This window comes from Puniceicoccus vermicola (assembly GCF_014230055.1).
GTDB classification, from domain to species: Bacteria; Verrucomicrobiota; Verrucomicrobiia; order Opitutales; family Puniceicoccaceae; genus Puniceicoccus; species Puniceicoccus vermicola.
The window spans coordinates 126,542-144,556 of the sequence record NZ_JACHVA010000127.1 but is presented as its reverse complement, the minus strand read 5'-3'; the positions used below and the strand labels follow the sequence as shown (position 1 = coordinate 144,556).

14 protein-coding genes are annotated in these 18,015 nt (G+C 52.1%); 6 read left to right on the top strand and 8 right to left on the bottom strand.

What is annotated here, in order from left to right:
* Positions 1-71: 71 nt before the first annotated feature.
* The 3 genes from H5P30_RS17485 to H5P30_RS17475 form a co-directional block, all read right to left on the bottom strand.
* Complete coding sequence (locus H5P30_RS17485) at positions 72-287, bottom strand: hypothetical protein (protein ID WP_185694202.1); 216 nt, start codon at positions 285-287, stop codon at positions 72-74.
* 137 nt (positions 288-424) lie between these two features.
* A complete protein-coding gene (locus tag H5P30_RS17480; protein ID WP_185694201.1) occupies positions 425-1,783 on the bottom strand; it encodes a chloride channel protein in 1,359 nt (452 codons plus the stop codon).
* Positions 1,780-2,349, bottom strand: a complete 570-nt coding sequence (locus H5P30_RS17475) for an RsmD family RNA methyltransferase (RefSeq protein ID WP_185694200.1) — start codon at positions 2,347-2,349, stop codon at positions 1,780-1,782. The genes H5P30_RS17480 and H5P30_RS17475 overlap by 4 nt, the downstream gene beginning before the upstream one ends.
* A 436-nt stretch (positions 2,350-2,785) precedes the next feature.
* Here H5P30_RS17475 and H5P30_RS17470 point away from each other — a divergent pair, with 436 nt between their 5' ends.
* From H5P30_RS17470 to H5P30_RS17460, 3 genes are all read left to right on the top strand, one after another.
* Positions 2,786-3,913: a glycosyltransferase gene (locus H5P30_RS17470; RefSeq protein ID WP_185694199.1), complete on the top strand. Its 1,128-nt coding sequence runs from the start codon at positions 2,786-2,788 to the stop codon at positions 3,911-3,913.
* A 114-nt stretch (positions 3,914-4,027) separates the two neighbouring features.
* Complete coding sequence (locus tag H5P30_RS22765; protein ID WP_185694198.1) at positions 4,028-4,816, top strand: class I SAM-dependent methyltransferase; 789 nt, start codon at positions 4,028-4,030, stop codon at positions 4,814-4,816.
* Positions 4,813-5,772 carry a lysylphosphatidylglycerol synthase domain-containing protein gene (locus H5P30_RS17460; protein ID WP_185694197.1) on the top strand — a complete coding sequence of 320 codons (960 nt, stop codon included), beginning with the start codon at positions 4,813-4,815 and terminating at the stop codon, positions 5,770-5,772. Before H5P30_RS22765 ends, H5P30_RS17460 begins: the two co-directional genes overlap by 4 nt.
* A 10-nt stretch (positions 5,773-5,782) precedes the next feature.
* Here the strand turns inward: H5P30_RS17460 and H5P30_RS17455 are convergent, their stop codons facing one another.
* The 5 genes from H5P30_RS17455 to H5P30_RS17435 all read right to left on the bottom strand — a co-directional run bounded on the left by H5P30_RS17455 (position 5,783) and on the right by H5P30_RS17435 (position 11,923).
* Positions 5,783-7,396, bottom strand: coding sequence for an ArnT family glycosyltransferase (locus H5P30_RS17455; RefSeq protein WP_185694196.1), 1,614 nt, complete (start codon positions 7,394-7,396; stop codon positions 5,783-5,785).
* Positions 7,393-8,364 carry a glycosyltransferase family 2 protein gene (locus H5P30_RS17450; protein WP_185694195.1) on the bottom strand — a complete coding sequence of 324 codons (972 nt, stop codon included), beginning with the start codon at positions 8,362-8,364 and terminating at the stop codon, positions 7,393-7,395. Before H5P30_RS17450 ends, H5P30_RS17455 begins: the two co-directional genes overlap by 4 nt.
* Before the next feature lie 57 nt (positions 8,365-8,421).
* Positions 8,422-10,302: a hypothetical protein gene (locus tag H5P30_RS17445; protein WP_185694194.1), complete on the bottom strand. Its 1,881-nt coding sequence runs from the start codon at positions 10,300-10,302 to the stop codon at positions 8,422-8,424.
* A gap of 126 nt (positions 10,303-10,428) precedes the next feature.
* The gene (locus tag H5P30_RS22310) at positions 10,429-10,767 is read right to left on the bottom strand and encodes a prepilin-type N-terminal cleavage/methylation domain-containing protein (RefSeq protein ID WP_185694193.1); all 339 of its coding nucleotides are present in this window, start codon (positions 10,765-10,767) and stop codon (positions 10,429-10,431) included.
* A gap of 160 nt (positions 10,768-10,927) precedes the next feature.
* Positions 10,928-11,923, bottom strand: a complete 996-nt coding sequence (locus H5P30_RS17435) for a formylglycine-generating enzyme family protein (protein ID WP_185694192.1) — start codon at positions 11,921-11,923, stop codon at positions 10,928-10,930.
* Between the two features lie 212 nt (positions 11,924-12,135).
* Between H5P30_RS17435 and H5P30_RS17430 the strand changes: the two genes are divergently transcribed.
* The 3 genes from H5P30_RS17430 (at position 12,136) to H5P30_RS17420 (ending at position 17,975) form a co-directional block, all read left to right on the top strand.
* Positions 12,136-15,837, top strand: a complete 3,702-nt coding sequence (locus H5P30_RS17430; protein ID WP_185694191.1) for a hydantoinase B/oxoprolinase family protein — start codon at positions 12,136-12,138, stop codon at positions 15,835-15,837.
* Positions 15,838-15,911: 74 nt separating this feature from the next.
* Positions 15,912-16,907, top strand: coding sequence for an L-glyceraldehyde 3-phosphate reductase (gene mgrA / locus H5P30_RS17425; protein WP_185694190.1), 996 nt, complete (start codon positions 15,912-15,914; stop codon positions 16,905-16,907).
* A 111-nt stretch (positions 16,908-17,018) separates the two neighbouring features.
* On the top strand, positions 17,019-17,975 hold the full coding sequence (locus tag H5P30_RS17420) for a transposase (protein WP_185694189.1): 957 nt from the start codon (positions 17,019-17,021) through the stop codon (positions 17,973-17,975).
* Positions 17,976-18,015: the final 40 nt, after the last annotated feature.

Sequence of the window (18,015 nt, the reverse complement as noted above, 5' to 3'; positions counted from 1 at the left end):
TCTCTCTTCCCCAAACGATTCTCCGATTGGTTTACTGGAGAACGTTCAACGTGACGAGAATAAAACTTAAATTAGCGCAAAATCCAGGGAATCACGATCAGACATCCGTAGAGGATACTCCCGAGGAGAACAATCCAGCCAACTTTCTGGGTGAAGGCCTCGGGATTGCGCTCATTCCATTCGGGGCGGCGATACTTGCGCTTGAAAAATGATTCGAAATTGGGCGGAGAGGCCGGGCGTGCGATAGCGTGAACCCCGAGGAAGAACCCGGCGAACAGCGGAATCAAAATTAATATCTCCAGAAAAAGCACCTTATCAAGTTGACCATCTACTCAAGAGTAGAAAAGCCGAAATGTTCCAATAGCGGAATATTTACGCGACTTTCACCGTATCTCCGGCGGTCTCCCAAGCAAATTGGGCGATTCTATAAGTTTCTCCGATCGATAAAGTTCTCTGCGAGCGATTCGTAGAGTGCATCGCGGCAGATCCATTTGGAAACGGAGTATCCGATAATCGCAGCGGTCGCGAGAGGGAGAGAGAATAGAAGCACCCCGGTCATTTCCAACAAAATGATAAAGGAGGTCATCGGGCTCTGGACCACTCCGGAAAAGTAGGAGGCAATGAAGAGGAGAAGAACCGCCTGCAGCTCGATGCCAGTCCATGATAAGAACGGGTAGGTCGTCGCCCCGAGGCCAGCTCCCACCGAGAAAGAAGGGTCGAAAAGCCCGCCGGGAATCGCAGTCAGGAGAACCAGGAAGGAGGCAGAGGCTCGATAGGCCGGATAGAGGGGGGTAATCCCTTCGCGCAGATGGAGGAGCTCTTCTTGGATCTCGCTCGGGAGCGACTCAAAAAAGACCGGGCTACCTTCGGAGACGAGAGCTTTTGCTTGAGCATAGCCACTGCCGTAGGATTGTCCGTCGGAGGCGATCCCGATGGCTGCGATCGCCGCTCCGATTCCTAGGGCGGTGAGGAGTTTGTGTTTGCGAATCAGAGCCGACACGACCGGCATTGTCAGCAGGAGCAACTTTGAGAAGGCTCCTCCGAGGAATCCTCCGACTACCCCGATAATCAATACGGCAATCCACGGCTTCCACCCCTCAATCAGCATCGGAGACCGTCCCTGATCGAGATCGCCGTAGAAATATCCATTGCCCATTCCGATGGCGCAGAGTACGCAGGCGATGATCACTGTGCGGACGATTACGCCCATGTTCCGTTTGTCGAATGAACGGCCGATCTCCTCCATTGCGAAGACGATCCCCGCGATTGGCGCGTTAAAAGCGGCAGCAATGCCCGCGGCTCCTCCAGCGAGGATGAGGCCCCGGTCAACCAAATGTTGAGGAACCCCACGCAGCCGCGAAAGAGAGTGCATGCAGCAGGCCCCAAGTTGAACGGATGGACCCTCGCGCCCGATGGAGAGGAAAGATATCAGGCCCAATGCGGTCAGGAGAATCTTTCCGCCAGCGACTCGGATTGATAGGAGTCGGTCGCGATCCTCCCCCGGTCCGATGCGGAGGGCAGCGATAGTTTGAGGAATCCCCGTCCCATCCGTTCCGATAAAATATCGGTCTCGCAGCCATAGGATCAGAAAGAGCATGGCTGGAATGATCAGCGGGGGGAGCCAAGGATAGGTTTCGTGGATCACCCGGAGAGGAGTGTCGGCAGCTCGTTCAATGAGGGCGAAGAGGAGGGCACCGATGCCGGCACCCACCGCTCCGGCAAGAGTCAGGAAAAGTGCATTACTCCGTGTGATCGGATTGGTTGGTTTGGGCGGTGTATTCACTCGGATGTTCGGACAAAAACGCGTAGAGACGGGCCAGACTTATCGCCACCAAATCGGCGGGTCTCCTCCCAGCCACTTTCTTCTACGGTAAGTCGCCCCGGAACTTCGAGCAGAAACTTGGAATCGGCGGACTCGGCAAGATGTTGACCCGCAATCAGAAAGATTTCGGAAAGCAAGCGGTCGGCCAACTCATACGGGGGATCCGCAAAAATGTAATCAAACCGCTCTCCCGCCCGTAGCCCATGCTTGCGAATATCGCGGATGAGAACTCGACTGCTGGAACGCTGCCCCATGGACTTCTCGACCTCCTGACGGTTCAGTTCCAGCAAAGAGGCGGTTTTTCGAGCGGACTCTACCCAGATCACCTCGCGTGCCCCCCGGCTCAAAGCCTCAAGGCCATAGGCGCCTGTGCCGGCGAAAAGATCAAGAATGCGAGTATTTCCGATATCCGGCCCCAGACTGGAGAAAACAGACTCCCTCATCCGGTCGGTCGCCGGACGCACCTCGGGTCCTTTCTTGGGCACTTGCAGACGAACGCCTGCAGCTTTTCCTCCTGTGATCCGCATGCGAACATCTCATAAGTGTCGAGCATCCGCAGAGGCAAGCCTATCCCTTTCGAGGATTGGATGAGTATTCATAAATCCAGCTATAAAAAAGTCTCGGGATGCAGTTTTTACGGCAGCCCCACCGTCCAGCGGTGTAATGCAAAAAGAGAGTCTTTTGATTTACTCACTTCTTTCTCGATGTCGGTGTTTTCTCTGAATGTGAACACTTGCGATTGTTACGGGGCGCAGTTGGGAGAACATGAAGGCTGGCCCATTGCGAAGCAGATCAAGGTGAAGGTGAGGGTCGAACCTATTGAATGGTCTCGTGCGGTATCCGATTTGGTCGATTTTCTCCGTTGGTATTCTTTGTCGAATGAACTGCTTTTGAATTGGTCTATTCGGAAAGCTGAGTAATAAATCAGATGCTACTTGATCATCAATCTCTCTAAGGGCAGGAATGCGAATCACGTACATCGGAAGCTTTGAATCAGATTACCCCAGGAACCGAACGATCGCCAATGGGTTGAGATTGAGTGGGATCGAGGTAACTGAGCTTCGAATTGATCTTTGGAAAGGGGTTCCCCACAAATTTAAGATCGGCTTTGGTCTCCTCTTATGGCTCTCGGTCAAGTATTTCTTTGGGTGCCTTTGGTTGTTTTTTAGAGGACTTTTTCATCAAACGGATTGCTATTTGGTCGGGTATCCGGGGCATTGGGACATGTTCACCTGTAGACTGTTGGCGTTTTGCAAAAGAAAGCCGATTGTCTTCGATGCTTTCGTTTCGCTATGGGATAGCTTGGTGATGGATCGGGAGACCTTGAAAGAGGACGGGTTGAAGGCAAAAGCGTTCTTTTGGTTGGATCGCTCTTCATGCTCCTTGGCTGATCATATTCTTGTAGATACCCCCGAGCACGCCGATTTTTTCGCAGAAACCTTTGGAATTGCGCGGAAAAAGATCACCCCGATTCCAGTGGGATGTGATCAGGCTGTTTATCATGTCTATTCGGAGATTGAGAAACGGGAGAAATTCACGGTGGTTTTTCATGGGAAATCGATCCCTTTGCAGGGGCTGGAGTATATCGTAAGTGCCGCTGAGATCCTTCTGGAAGAGGGGGTGCAATTTGTGATCACAGCGGATGGGCAAACGGCCGAGCGTTCAAAGCGCGAAGCGATTCGGCGGAAGATCACTAACATTGAATGGCATGGCTGGACTCCCTCAGTCGAACTTGCGAGAAGGGATTCGGCATGTCATGTGGGGCTTGGGATTTTCGGAACGACACCTAAGGCCCGACGGGTTATTCCAAATAAAGTCTTTGAAATGATTCGTTTGGGATTACCTCTGATTACTGGAGATACGCCTGCGGTTCGCTCGATCCTCTCCGATGGTCGGGATTGCATAATGGTCCCAGTAGGGGATCCGGAGGCAATTGCGCGGGCAATTCTAAAGCTGAGGGATTCCGAGGACCTCAGGACTCGGATTGCGGTGGAGGCCCAGGAGGTTTATGAGGAAACTTGGACGTTGGATAAGATTGGTGAACAAGTCTGCCAGGTTTTCCGCGAGGTCGTGCCTGAAACGAGGGGATGAGTGGTTAGGATCCGCCAAAGTTTTCTTTGAGGACCTATGTTCTGCTCACCGAATCCCATGCTCCTCACATGTTGATTTGCTTTACGTTTGAGGAGATCCCTGAAAATCTAAATTATGTACTATGATCGAGATTTTGGCGTCGTGGTTCTCGAGAAATCTTGGGTTCCGGCACCTAGGTATCTCATGCGAAGAGCGCGGTTGCTCTCCTGGATGAAGGCTGAGAAACCAGGGCGGATTTTGGAAATAGGCCCTGGGAGCGGTGCCTTATTGAAGGATTTCGCGCGCGCTGGCTGGGAATGTGTCGGGTTGGACACTTCAAGTGATGCCCTCGCCTTGGCCGATTATATTAGAGATCGAGATCAGAGGATTGAATTGTGCTCGGATCAACGACGACTGGCAGGACAAACATTCGATTATGTAATTGCCTGCGAGGTTCTTGAGCACATTGAAGACGACTCTTCGGCTTTTGAAGAGTGGGCTTCCTTCCTTAAGCCGAGAGGAGGATTGATTCTATCGGTTCCAGCCCACCAGAAACGTTGGGATGCTACGGATGAATGGGCCGGGCATTTCCGGCGGTACGAAAATGAGGACTTGGTTCGTATCGCCGGCGAAAATGGAATGCTCGTCGAGAAGCTCGAATGCTATGGGTTTCCTCTTGCTCTCATCACGACAGCCTTGCGTGCCCGGAGGATTTCAAATGATTCGAGGCAGGGGCCCTTGCATGAGAGTATGGACTCGAAGACCGCTCACAGCGGAATTTCTCGAAGTTTTGAATCTCGATATTTTGGGTTGCAGCAATCGCTTCCCGGGAGAATTTCAATCAAGGTGTTTATATTTCTTCAGCGGTTGTTCTTAAAAACCCAATTGGGAAATGGATATATTATGCTGGCTAGAAAACCATGAAATTCTGGTTGAGAGTCCTCGGAAGCCTCTTGGCCTTGGGAGCTACAATCTATTTTGGATGGAAGTTTTATGAGTCCACGAGAGAGTTTCCTCCTGGCACCTTGGGTGGCAGGGAAATCGTCCAGTTGGGATGGATTCTTCTTTTTGTCCCCTTTCAGGTTGCGATTGGGGCTCTTGCCTGGCGACGGATTCTGTGGCTTTTAGGCTCGATCGTAAGTCGGACTAGTGCGATTCGAATCGTCTTTATCTCTCAGATCGCGCGGTATATCCCCGGTAATGTCGGACATTTGATCGGGAAAGTCGTGATGGTGAGGGGTATGGGGATTTCTCTGCCTGTTGCGACCACTTCCATTATCATCGAGTCGATTATTCTTCTTCTCTGTGGGGGGATCGTCGCAGGAATCATTCTCCCATCCTCGTTGATCGATTATGTTCAGGCTGAGAAAGGTCGATTGTATTGGCTTATCCTGGCTGTCCTTCTGGGGGTGGTGCTTGCAGGAGGAGTTCTTGTTCTTTTCCGAAGGGCCTTGAGATCGTGGTTGTTGGAGCTGAGGAGCAGGTTTACCCGAGAAAGCTGGTTCGGACTTCGGTCATTTGTATTTCTTGGAAGTTGTTATTTTCTCAACTTCGTATTTTTAGGCGTTACAGCGTGGTGGATCGGGTGGGTCCTGTTCCCCGAAGGAGGCTTATCGATACTCTTCTGTACAGGCGTGATGTCTCTTGCATGGACAGTTGGATTCTTTACGCCGGGAGCTCCTGCTGGCATCGGAGTGCGGGAGGTTGTCGCACTCGCTTTCCTTGGACCATTTATTGGCGAACCTGAGGCAATTCTCTTACTTTCCTCTCACAGGATCATTCTTAGTCTCGGAGATGTTGTCACTTTCGTCCTCGGGTGGTGTGTGCCTAAGCAATCGTTTTCGAAAGGTGCCGACTGCCCGCAAGTTCCAAAAACCTAGGAGCGGGATTCTAATCGTTTCCAATCTCTTCTTTCCCGGGGCGTATAGGCATGATCGCGGATGAGAATGGAACACCATCCCGGCCAATACTGAGAACCTCCTCTCCAGAGTATCTCTGGCTGGAAGGGATTCGGTAGGTGATGAAGATTAAATCTGCTTTGTTTGGATTCGATACGATTTGCCAGTTCGGGTCTCCAAAGAGAAGTAGATTAGAAGGAAGGTAACGACTATAGACCCGTAGCCCATTGGTTTCCGAGGGAGGTATACTTTCGCGAATTTTGAGAATGTTTTCGCGGTGACTGAGAGCCCAATAATCGGTTTCGAACTTTCCTTCTGCTCCCTTTAATCCTCCAATAAAGGAATTGAAGTATGTGTATTGATAAGGATGAAGCCGGATAAGTGAAACAATGATAGGGATTGTTGTGGCAATAAGGATGACCGAGAGTGCGAAATTGACACGTTTTCCAAAACGGCTGAGGCGTCGAAGCAACTGATCGAATGTAAGGCCACAGAGAACGGCGATTAATGGTAGTAGGAAGAGGAAATGCCGTAAACCATCATAGATGGTTGAGCCCTTCAGTGTGGCGGCTGTGGGAGGGGCGAGGATAATTAAAATAAGGAGTAAGGTCCTCCCGCTTCTTATGTTCATTATCCTTCTTTTTGCCAAAGCGAAGAGGGCTAGAATCAATCCAAGAATGAGTAATGCCCAGTGGGTGAGAGGTGTCGTTATGGCGAGCCATACCGGGAGGTAGTGCCAAGGAAGGTTCTTTGCGGGGACATACTCACCGCAATACAGAACAAGCCCATTCCAATCGTAGTGAGCTGTCGCCTCTGCTGCACCGAGGAGCGCCTCGACCGGGAACTGTTGGGCGTAGGGCCAAAACGGTAACATGGTCAGGAGCGAGGCCAGACAAAGGGTGAGACCGCGCGAGACGAGCCTGATCAATGAAATTCCTCGCTTCCCTTTTGGAATCGTGCCGTCCCGGATCTGAAGACCCAGAGCGATGAGAGCGACTATTGCCGAAACTCCGATGAGAAAAACTCCGGCGAAACGGATGGAGATACAGAGACCGATAAGAACTCCGAGTCCGATGCTCTTCTTGTAAGAGGGAAGTGGGAGAGAGGGAAATATGCGGATCAATCCGTAGGTTGCCCATGCCCAAGCTGCTGCGAATGGTATATCTTTCGGGTTAAAGAACAGATGTCCGTAATAGCGGGGAAAAAGAACAATCAGCAGGAGAGCCCAAAAACCAGCTCGGGGGCCGCCCATGAGGTGAGCGATCCTCCAAACCGCAATGATTCCAAGAATACCGAAAACTGAGCTCAAGATGTGCCCGGAAAGAAACAGGCCTAATCCCGTAGCCTCATTTAACAGCGCAACACTTAGATCGAAGAGACCGGGGTAGCGGTCGGGAGTCTGCACGAACACGCTGGGATCCTCACCGCTGAATAATGCATGATAGTATAGCAGTTTTTGTTGGCCTCCCTGCCAACGGGCGGGCTCGTCCCAGCTCATTCCAAAGTCGGGAAGAGTGATCAGAACAATGCAGACAAATCCCGTTAGCAAAATCAGCGAAAGACGATCATAGAGATTCGCTGATGAGATTTTGGCGGGAGGCTTCATACCTTTGCGGATGATTTCGACCTCGATTCGGTAGGATCCGTACTTTCTGCAATGTGATTGCGGACTTCTTGTCGATTGTGGAAATTTACGAGCTCGGCAAGGATTCCAATGGAGATCAGCTGAACTCCGAGGAGAAGGAGGAGAATTCCGAGAAAGAAGAGCGGCCGCTGCTCAATATTGATTCCGAGGACAATCTTCCGAAAGGAGAGATAGAAAAGGACGCAGAATCCTACTACTAGGGAGCCCGCTCCGACCCCTCCGAATACGTGTGCAGGGCGCCGTAAGTATCGGGTCATCACTGTAACAGTCGCCAAGTCCAGGAATCCTTTGATGAAGCGACGCGCACCATATTTGGAATTCCCGAATTTTCGGGGATGGTGAGGTACCTCGATTTCTCCGATCCGAAAGCCTTCGGCGTCCGCTAGAATGGGGGTGAACCGGTGCATTTCGCCATAAAGACGAATCTGGTCAACGACTTCTCGGCGGTATGCTTTGAATCCACAGTTGAAATCGTGGAGCCGGATTCCGCTGGAAGCCCGGGCGAGGAAGTTGAAAACCCTTGAAGGAAGAACTTTGCCTTGGGGGTCATGACGTTTTCGTTTCCATCCTGAAACGAGGTCAAAGCCTTCTTCCATCTTCTCCAAAAAAACCGTGATCGCTGAGGGATCATCCTGTAGATCTGCATCCATTGTGATGACGATCGGACCGGTGGACGCATCGAATCCAACTTGCAACGCTTCGGCTTTTCCAAAGTTGCGACGTAGGCGGATCGCGCTCACATGGTCGGGATCCATCGTGCATAGTGATTGGATCTCCTCCCATGACCCATCAGAACTGCCATCGTCGACTAGATGAACCTTCCAGGAAAGATCTGGAAGTTGTTCCATCGCCCTTGCTATTGATTGATGCAGTGGGCGAAGGCTTTGCTTTTCGTTGTAGGCCGGGATAACAAAACTTAAGTCGCTCATGAAGCTATAATCTAAGGGGGCTGAATTCTAGAGGTTGTGAATAAGATAATTCATATTTCAGCCATTGTCATTCTCCGAGATGACATTCGTGGCGGCTTCCAATTCAGATGAATAAATCGCGGTTTCACTTAGAGTAAGCGATCCCTTCTCTGCTTGGGATGAGTCCTCTTCGTCCTTGTTTGGAACGGGAGACGCATCGATGTCCACAATCTTGAGAATCCTTGCTCCATAGGCTTCATCAGCTTGGAACTCCCAAATTAAATCGGTAGTAAGCCGGTCTACGATCGGAAGTGGCTCCATAGGAACAAAGGATTTGGAATCGGAATCGATGCGGGTTGGCTCGAAGAGGTACAGGCCATCGTAGGCTTTACTGTTCCGAATCTGCTTCAACAGCGACAGGGAATCATCAGTTTTTGCGGGGGCGTAGGACGGCATCCCCATGTTGATCCAAAAGGGTGCAGTTCGAGTCAGTATCATGCTTCGGGAGGTCAGGTTCTCATTGGCCCACGCTGAAGTGCGATTGTAGATTTCGGGAGGTGCGTGCCGAAGACTGAATGCATGTGTGGAGTAGTTCGGTATCGAGAATAAGATGAAAGTCCCAATCGAAATGGATAGCAGGATTTTTCCAATGTTGGGGCGGGTCAGCCAAGTTCGGAAGCAATAAAGTGCGCTAATCCAAAACCATATCCAAATGGGAAAGGATAGTCGGTAGATTATGGGCTGGTCGAGTTGCCCCCAAAAGTAAGTTAGAATGAGGAAAGCCTGCAAAAGAAGGGCGCACCAGAAAATCGCCATGGCCTGTTTCTTTGCCTCTCTATCCAATAGCCATCGGCGGAGATGGATTGCGACAAATATGACTCCAATACTTCCCAGTAGAAATAAAAGGAGAGAGGTTGGGACGTAGTTTTCGCCGGATAGAAAATAGTTCAGTGCGTGGCCTAGATTGTCTGGAGCGTATTGAAGAGAGAAAACGGAACTCGCCCCTTCAACGTCATCAAGCTGCCAGAATTTTTCGTTGCCCTCAAACACCTGTTGCTGGAGTGGGAGAATGATTAAGAGAAAAGGGGCAAGTAACAATGAAGCTGGGATTCGGATATGGCCCAACTTTTTCCAAGCAAATAAGATCGTAATTCCAGCGAAAAGAACGAAAAGGGCAGACTCATAGCGGAGGTGGGCCAAGAGAATGGTTGCGAAAATCAGGAAGGAAATGGAATCGGTTCCAGGTTTCTCGAGACATGCCCAGACCGACAGAAAAAAGATGACCGTGAATAGAGTGTTTGCGATTTCGAACCCGCCGCCTGAGCCCATCATTGGAATCAATGGGAGCGTTGCCAGAATGACGGTTGAAAAAATCCCTCCGGGCAGACCGGCAATTGCAAAACCAATTCCCCATGCCAACAGGAGGAGGGCGAAAGAGAACGCAACGTTCAGGTAGAAGGCGTTCTCGATTCGGTACCCGGTTGTGTCGTGGAGGATGGAAACAAAGAAGGGATAGAGGAGGGGGCGCTTGTCCAGAAAGGCCCGGTCAACTTTCAGCTCTCCTCGTTCAATAAACGCGCTGCGGGGAACCAGAGGTTCTCTTTCGAGGTGGAATTGGCGAGAGGTGCTTGAGAGAATAATCTCATCCATGACCGTCCGGTAGCCGAGAGGCTGATTGGCGAACATTAGCCATCCCGTCCCAGCTATGACGATCCAAGCGACTGGGTGCCGGTAGGCCTTGCATATTTCTGACCTATGAGCCTTGAAAATCCGGAGGCCGAACCAGACAAATCCTCCAACCGAGAACAGGAGAACTACATAGGCCGATCCACGGACAACATTGACGGCTGTGCCGATTCCAAAGGCGAAAAAACCAAGGTAAAAAGAGAGGGCTGCAACAAGCAGAAATAGTCCCAACCGGAGTAAAGGAATGCGAGAATCTTGAAGAGCTGGATTCATTTTTGGAGTCTATTTTACCTCTTTAGAGCATGGGACCTTTTGTTTGTCGAACGTCCTCAGTTGCAAGAAAAAAGCCGCTCCTTTCAAATGAAAGGAGCGGCTGACAAAGGAAATTAATTCTACTGATTAGTAGGTATAGACGATCGTCTTACCTGCGACGTCAATTGAGAGCGATCCTGAATCAGAAGACACGGTTAGGCCAGAATAGTCTTCGCCTGCAACGGTTTTGATTGTAGGAAAATAGACTCCTTCCAGAGCTGAGAAGCTAGCGTTGTCAGTGCCTTTCTCAAGGATGTATTGCTGACCTCCAGAAGCGATCTGACGCAAGTTGTTCAAAACGGTCTTCTGTTGTGAGTTCTCACGAACTTTTTGGAACGCGGGAATCGCCATAGCGGCGAGGAGGCCGATGATGACGACCACGATCATGATTTCCACGAGGGTGAAACCTTTTTTGGATTTATTCATTATGATACTCCTTTTGGATTACGATGTATATGTATATTGAGAAACTAGGGTAGTTTCACATCCTTTACTGTGTCTGCTTATACGGGGGAATCAACCATAAAACCGTGATAATCACGGCCCTTCGAAGATTTACAGATCTTTTAACGGAAGGCTTTGGGGCTTATTCGGCGACGTCTCGAGCACATCGAAAGCCGCAGTTTGAGGTCGAGCTATCGGGAGTATTCCCGGTGCGGGCTCCGAGGCGGTAGCGATTGCAGTAAGATTTGTGACAGAGGAAGGATCCGCCGCGCATAGACCGCTGCTCGCCGGTTTCGGGACCCTTTGGATCCGCCGATGGACCCGATAGGTGCCAGGATGGGCTAAACCAGTCACGGCACCATTCCCAGACGTTACCGCAGACATTATAGAGCCCGAACCCGTTGGGGCGGTAACAGCGGGCCGGGGCGGTGCCGATGTAGCCGTCGTCGGCGGTATTTTCCAGGGGAAAGTTCCCTTGCCAGATGTTACACCGGTGCTTCCCTTTCGGAGTGAGTTCGTTTCCCCACGGGTAGCGTGTCTGGTCTTCGCCACCACGAGCCGCAAATTCCCATTCAGCTTCGGTCAGGAGGCGTTTATTCGCCCATTTGCAGTAGGCCTGGGCATCATGCCAGGAAACGTGGACGACGGGATGGTCCATGCGTTTTTTGATGTTCGAGCCGGGCCCCTCGGGCTTGAGCCAGGACGCTCCCTCAATCGCATACCACCAGTTGAGCCCCTGAACGGTCTGGGAATTGCGTAGCTTCCGTTGCTTCGATTTTGGAAGGAGAACCGCAAAAACATAGGACCAGCCAAATCGTTCGGCTTCGGTGCGATATCCGGTTTCGTCGACGAATTTTTGAAACTCTTCGTTGGTGACCGTCGTCGGATCGACATAAAAGGGGGAGAGAGTAATTTCCCGGATCGGGCCCTCGCCATCGGCGGGCCAACCGTCTTCATCCTCCGTCCCCATCCGGAAGGTGCCTCCCTCGAGCCGAATCATGCCGCAGTTGCAATCCGAGACTGCATGGGTAACTGGATCCGTCTCCAAGGGGATTTCCTCGCTCCGAGAGGGTGTTTGGCATCCTTTCGGGCTTTCGAATCGCGGTGCGCAGCATTGGCCGGGAGTAGATTTGCTCATGAAGGTTAGAAGTTACGAAAAAATGGAGGTTTCGACAACCGCTTAGACCTCGAAGTTGTATTTCGGGAACAAAAGTATGATTTCAGGCGACTAGAGTTTACTGGATGAGGTCATCTTTTTAGGAAGGCGGGCACCGGGTAGGTCTTGCGGATTGACCCGAAGGCGTTTGTCCAAAATCTGCAGAGGAGAAGGTAACAATGGAACCGAACCGTATGACAGGAATTTGGAAAATCTCGGCCGATACCGGAGGGACTTTTACGGATATTGTCGCCTGGAGCCCATCCGGCAAGAGGATGGAATCGAAGGTGTTGTCGACCGGGAATCTTCGGATTCGCTGTCTCGAATTTTTCGAAAATGGCCGAATTTCGGTCGATGCGCGGGATTTGCCGGACGGATTCCTTGATGGATTTGACTTGGGCGAAGGGCGCATCGTGCGGGAATTGCGGGAAGGAGTTTTATCCCATTCGGGAAAAGCGATCCCCCAAGGGGCTTACTTGGAGGTCGAGACCGGTCTTTCCGCACCGGTTTTAGGAGCTCATCGGGTGACTGAGACTCCGCTTCAGAAATCGCTCCCTCCGATGTTGTTGCGGGTTGCTACGACTCGAGGGACGAATGCTCTTCTTGAGGGCAAAGGGGCCAAGGTAGCGCTGGTCGTCAGTGACGGGTGGAAGGATCTTCTCCGAATTGGGGATCAGACTCGCCCAGACCTTTTTCTCCGACCGATTCCGGAAAGGCGTGTTCTTTTCCACTCGGTCGAGTCGGTCGCCGTCCGCTTCGACCGGCAGGGGAATGGTCCCGAGCTTTCTCAGATCTCGGAGGTTGGGCTTAGCGATGCGGAGGTTGCGGTGGTATCGCTCTGCAATGGATATCTGAATTCGAAGTCCGAAGTAGAAATCGCGGAGGAATTGGAGGCCCGGACGGGCGTGCGGGCGATCGCGGCTTCGTCCATCAGTTCGCTTCCCGGATATTTGCGGCGGACAGAGACGGCTGTGGTGGAGGGATATTTGTCTCCCATCATGGATCGTTATCTCGACGGGATCGCTCGTTCGGAGGGTGTGGATGGTCTCGAGGTGATGACAAGTTCAGGAGGAATTGTCCCGCGAGAGCAATTCCGTGCGGTCGATTCGCTCCTGAGCGGACCGGCGGGAGGAATGGTCGGAGCGGTTGCGGCAGCGCAACGTGCCGAAATCGGGCCGTTTTTGGCCTTCGACATGGGAGGGACGAGTACCGATGTATCCCGTTTCGATGGTGACCTTGCCTATCGTTCGGAGTTAACCGTAGGCGATGCCCGGATTTATTCCGAAGCTCTCCGGATTGATACGGTCGCAGCAGGAGGAGGCTCGATCTGCGATTTTGATGGCTTTGGTTTTACTGTGGGGCCAGACAGTGCAGGAGCCGAACCCGGACCTGCTTGCTATGGGAGAGGTGGACCGTTGACACTCACTGATGTCCATTTGCTGCTGGGGCGGATCGATCCGGATCGTTTTCGTTTTCCTTTGGATTCCAACGCCGCTGAGGAGGCCTTTACCGCACTTCTCGAAAAGGTCGGGAGGGCCGAGGCAGAGAGCGATGAAAGGTTACGAATTTTGGAGGGATTCCGGTCGATTGCCAATGAAAGGATGGCCGGCGCCCTGCGGGGGATTTCGATTCGGGATGGTATGGATCCGGAAAACTTTGCCCTGCTATCCTTTGGAGGCGGTGGCGGGTTGCACGCCTGCGCCTTGGCGGACCGTTTAGGGATGAATCGCATACTGCAGCCGGGAAGTGCGGGGATTCTTAGCGCGGAGGGGCTATCACTGGCCAGGCCTGAGCGGATGGAGCGGCGTCCGGTAATGCGGCCTTTGAAGGATTTTGAGGAGGATGCATCGGATTGTTTTTCTGACTTGGATCGACTTGCGCTGGATACGTTCGAGGTCGATCCCCATGAAGCGCTAGAGTGGAAACGGGAAGCATTCATTCGATTAACCGGGCAGGAATCGACGCTTGTCTGCGAGTGGGAAGAAGGAGTGGACCTGGAAGAAAGTTTTCACCGTCAGTTTGAAGAAATATTTGGATTCCGGCAGAGTGATGTCCCCTTGGAGGTCGCCTCCATTCGCGTTCGTGTCCGAGTGGAGGAAGAGAATTCGTCCGTGGAAAATTTTCCCGAAGGAGAGTCCTTGGAAAGGAATGACGGGGCATTTCTGGATGGAGACGCGTTGGAGGTCGGAACCCACGGTGTTGGTCCTTGCGTGATCTCCCAGCGGTTTGGAACTCTGGTTGTGGAAAAGGGCTGGCGATTCAGAGTTGGAGAGGCTGGGTCGATTCGCCTCGACCGAGACCTTTCCCAGGAACTATCGAGAGTCGATGAATCGAGCGTGGAGGAGGTGGAGCACGAACTGTTTCGCAATCGCTTTGCGGCCGTAGTCGATTCCATGGGGGAGATGCTCCGCAGGACCGCTCTCAGCGTCAACATTCGGGAACGGCTCGATTTCTCCTGTGCTCTTCTCGATGGGGAAGGATATCTAGCTGTGAACGCACCTCATATTCCCGTTCATCTCGGGGCGATGGGGCATTGCGTTCGCTCGGTTTCGGCCGCTTTGGATTGGAGGTCCGACGACATTGCAGTAACCAATCACCCAGGCTTTGGAGGTTCCCATCTGCCGGACGTAACCGTTCTGGCTCCTGTTTTTGCTGGATCAGATCATCCGGTTGCCTTCCTGGCGGTGCGAGCACACCATGCGGAAATCGGAGGGATCCGAGCCGGATCGATGCCCGCGGATGCCCATTCGTTGGCCGAGGAAGGAGTCGTTCTCGAGCCGTTTCACTTGATCCGGAAGGGAGAAGATCACTTTGGGAAGCTTCGAGACATTCTCTCGGGAAAGACCGGTCAGCCATTCCCTTCGCGTTCTCCCGAAATTAATCATGCGGATATCCTGAGCCAAGTTGCCGCGATCCGGGAGGGAACTCGAATGGTGGAGGAATTGGTGGAGGAAGTCGGGGCGCAGAAAGTGACGCATTTCCTTGCCCGAATTTTGCAGCAGTCGGAGGCCTGGATGCGGGAAACTCTGTCGGCATTGTCGCAGGAAGTTTTCCGATCAAAAGCAGAGGTCTTCCTGGATGGCGGCGAGTGCATTCAGGTTGCAGCCCGGCGGGATTCGGAGGGACGAGTCGTGGTGGATGCGGCTGGGACTGATTCTGGAAAAGGATCGTTCCAATGTCCCATCGGAGTTTCCCTGAGTGCGGTTCTGTATGTCTGCCGGTTACTTGTCGATCGGGACGTGCCTTTGAATGAAGGGCTCTTGAGGGCGATTGAGATTCAGATTCCAGAAGGTTGTTTACTCTCCGCCTCATTTGGAGAGAAAGATCCCGATAACATGCCGCCCGTAGTCGCTGGCAATGTGGAAGTGAGTCAGCGCTTTGTGGAAGCATTGATTCGACTCTTCCAGATCGAAGCGGACAGCCAAGGAACGATGAATAATGTCATCTTCGGCAATCAACAGTTTTCCCATTACGAAACGATTGCCGGGGGGAGTGGCGCCTCTATGCGAGGACCGGGAAGATCGGCGGTCCAGGTTCACATGACGAATACTGCCATCACCGATCCGGAGATTCTCGAGCATCGTTTCCCGGTACGCGTAGAGAGCTTTCGGATTCGTCCGAGTTCTGGAGGTGAAGGAGCAAATCGAGGAGGGTGCGGGGTCATTCGAGAGTATTTCTTTGAAGAAACGGTGGAGTTGTCTCTCCTTACCCAACATCGAACCCATGGCCCGGAAGGCGTGGATGGAGGCGGTTCTGGAGCTATTGGGAGGCAGGTATTGATTCATCCGGATGGCAAAGAGGAAATTCTTCCCTATGGCTGCACCGTCGAAGCAATAGCTGGCAGTTCTCTACGAGTAGAGACTCCGGGAGGAGGAGGTTGGGGGAAGCAGGGTTAAAGGCTTTGTGATTCCATCTGAGTTTCCGATGAAATGATCTGGAACTCTCATTCGACTCAATATATTGCACTTGTATGTCTTATACCCCGAAAAAAGACCGTTACGAATCGGTTCCTTACGAACGCTGTGGACGAAGTGGCCTGAAGCTTCCGAAAATTTCTCTTGGACTCTGGCACAACTTTGGAGATGTCGACAATTTCGAAAACGCCCGGAGTATGATCCAGTGTGCGTTTGATCACGGAATCACACATTTTGACCTCGCGAACAATTACGGACCGTCCGCTGGTTCGGCTGAGCGGAATTTTGGCAAAATCCTCTCCACCGATCTAGCAGGATATCGCGATGAGCTGATCATCTCCACCAAAGCTGGCTATCACATGTGGGAGGGCCCCTATGGCGATTGGGGCTCTCGCAAGTATTTACTGTCCAGCCTCGATCAAAGTCTCCTGCGGATGGGAGTCGACTACGTCGATATTTTCTATTCCCATCGCCCCGACCCAGAAACCCCCATGGAGGAGACGATGGGAGCTCTAGACCAAGCGGTTCGCTCCGGGAAAGCCCTCTACGCGGGGATTTCATCCTACAACCCGGAGCAGACTCGATTGGCTGCCAGAATACTGAGAGATTTGGGGACACCCTGCATCATCCATCAGCCCTCTTACAGCATTCTCAATCGATGGGTTGAGGACGGTTTGCTGGACGCTTTAGAGGAAGAGGGAATTGGGGGAATCGCGTTTTGCCCCCTCGCGCAAGGCATGTTGACCGACCGCTATCTCGAAGGGGTTCCTGAAGATTCCCGAGCTGCAAATCCGAACGGATTTTTAAAGTCAGGAGCTGTTAAGGAAAATATAGAAACGATTCGAAAGCTGGCTAAAATAGCAGAAAGGAGAGGGCAGTCTCTTGCGCAAATGGCTCTTTCTTGGGTATTGCGGCAGCCGGGAATTACTTCTGCTTTAATTGGCGCCAGTAGGACAGATCAAATCCTCGACAACCTTGGAGCCGCGAAAGCGCCTCCGTTTTCTGAAGACGAGCTCCATGACATCGATGAAGCTTGTGGAGTGAAGCGTTAGGGCTTTTGAGACGAGTAGAATAAACACGGTTCTCCATGCATTCTGAAATAGATTATATAACAGTTCTAAATTTGTTTGACCGGTTTTCTTAGATGGTAGAGGATAGTTTTTATGGGCAGGCGTAGGCATCGTATTTCGGATCAATTGGCATATTACCATCTGATGAGTCGGACGGTGAATGGGGAGGCTCTCTTTGGTGACCGGGAGAGGGAGGTGTTGCGGAAGATGATCTGGCAGGTTGCTGAGTTTTCTGGGGTTCGGGTGGTTACTTATGCGGTCATGAAGAACCATTTCCATATTTTGGTGGAGGTGCCACCGGCAGGGACTGAGGTTTCGGATGCGGAGTTGGTTCGTCGGTATCGGAAATTGTATCCTAAGCCTACGCCTTGGAATCCGATGCCCGCGGAGGTTTTGGAGGGGCATTTGAAGGATAACTTTCTTGATGGGAGGGAGTTGCGGAAGGAACTTACACGTCGGATGCATGATGTTTCGGAGTTTATGCGGACTCTGAAGCTTCGGTATACGCTTTGGTTCAACCGCTCACGAGATCGGTTTGGGCCGCTTTGGTCGGCTCGATTTAAGAGTGTTTTGGTAGAAGGTGACCGTTGGGCACTTAGAACGGTAGCGGCCTATATTGACTTAAATGCGGTTCGAGCGGGGTTGGTATCAGATCCTAAGGATTATCGGTTTTGCGGGTATGCCGAGGCTCTTGGGGGTGGGCGACTGGCTCGGGCTGGGCTCTCTGTTGTGGATAAGGACCTGGCTGGTTATCGGCAGACTTTGTATGGGGCTGGCGATGGTGAGAAAGAGGGGAAAGCGTCTATTTCTCACGAAGATGCGGTTCGGGTTTTGCGGGAGGAGAAGGGGAAGTTGCCCCTTTCTGTGGTGTTGCGGTGCCGGGTGCGTTATTTTTCGGACGGGATGGTGCTGGGATCAGAGGATTTTGTGCGGGAGTTCCTGAAGGATGAGCCGGATGGGAAGCGGGCGCGAAGACCTCATCCGCTGCGGGGAAGTGACTGGCAGGGGCTATCGGTCGGCACTGGACTTCGGAAAAGTATATTTGGGTAGGCAGAAAGATTTCATTTCCCGGTTTTTGGGGAAATGTTTA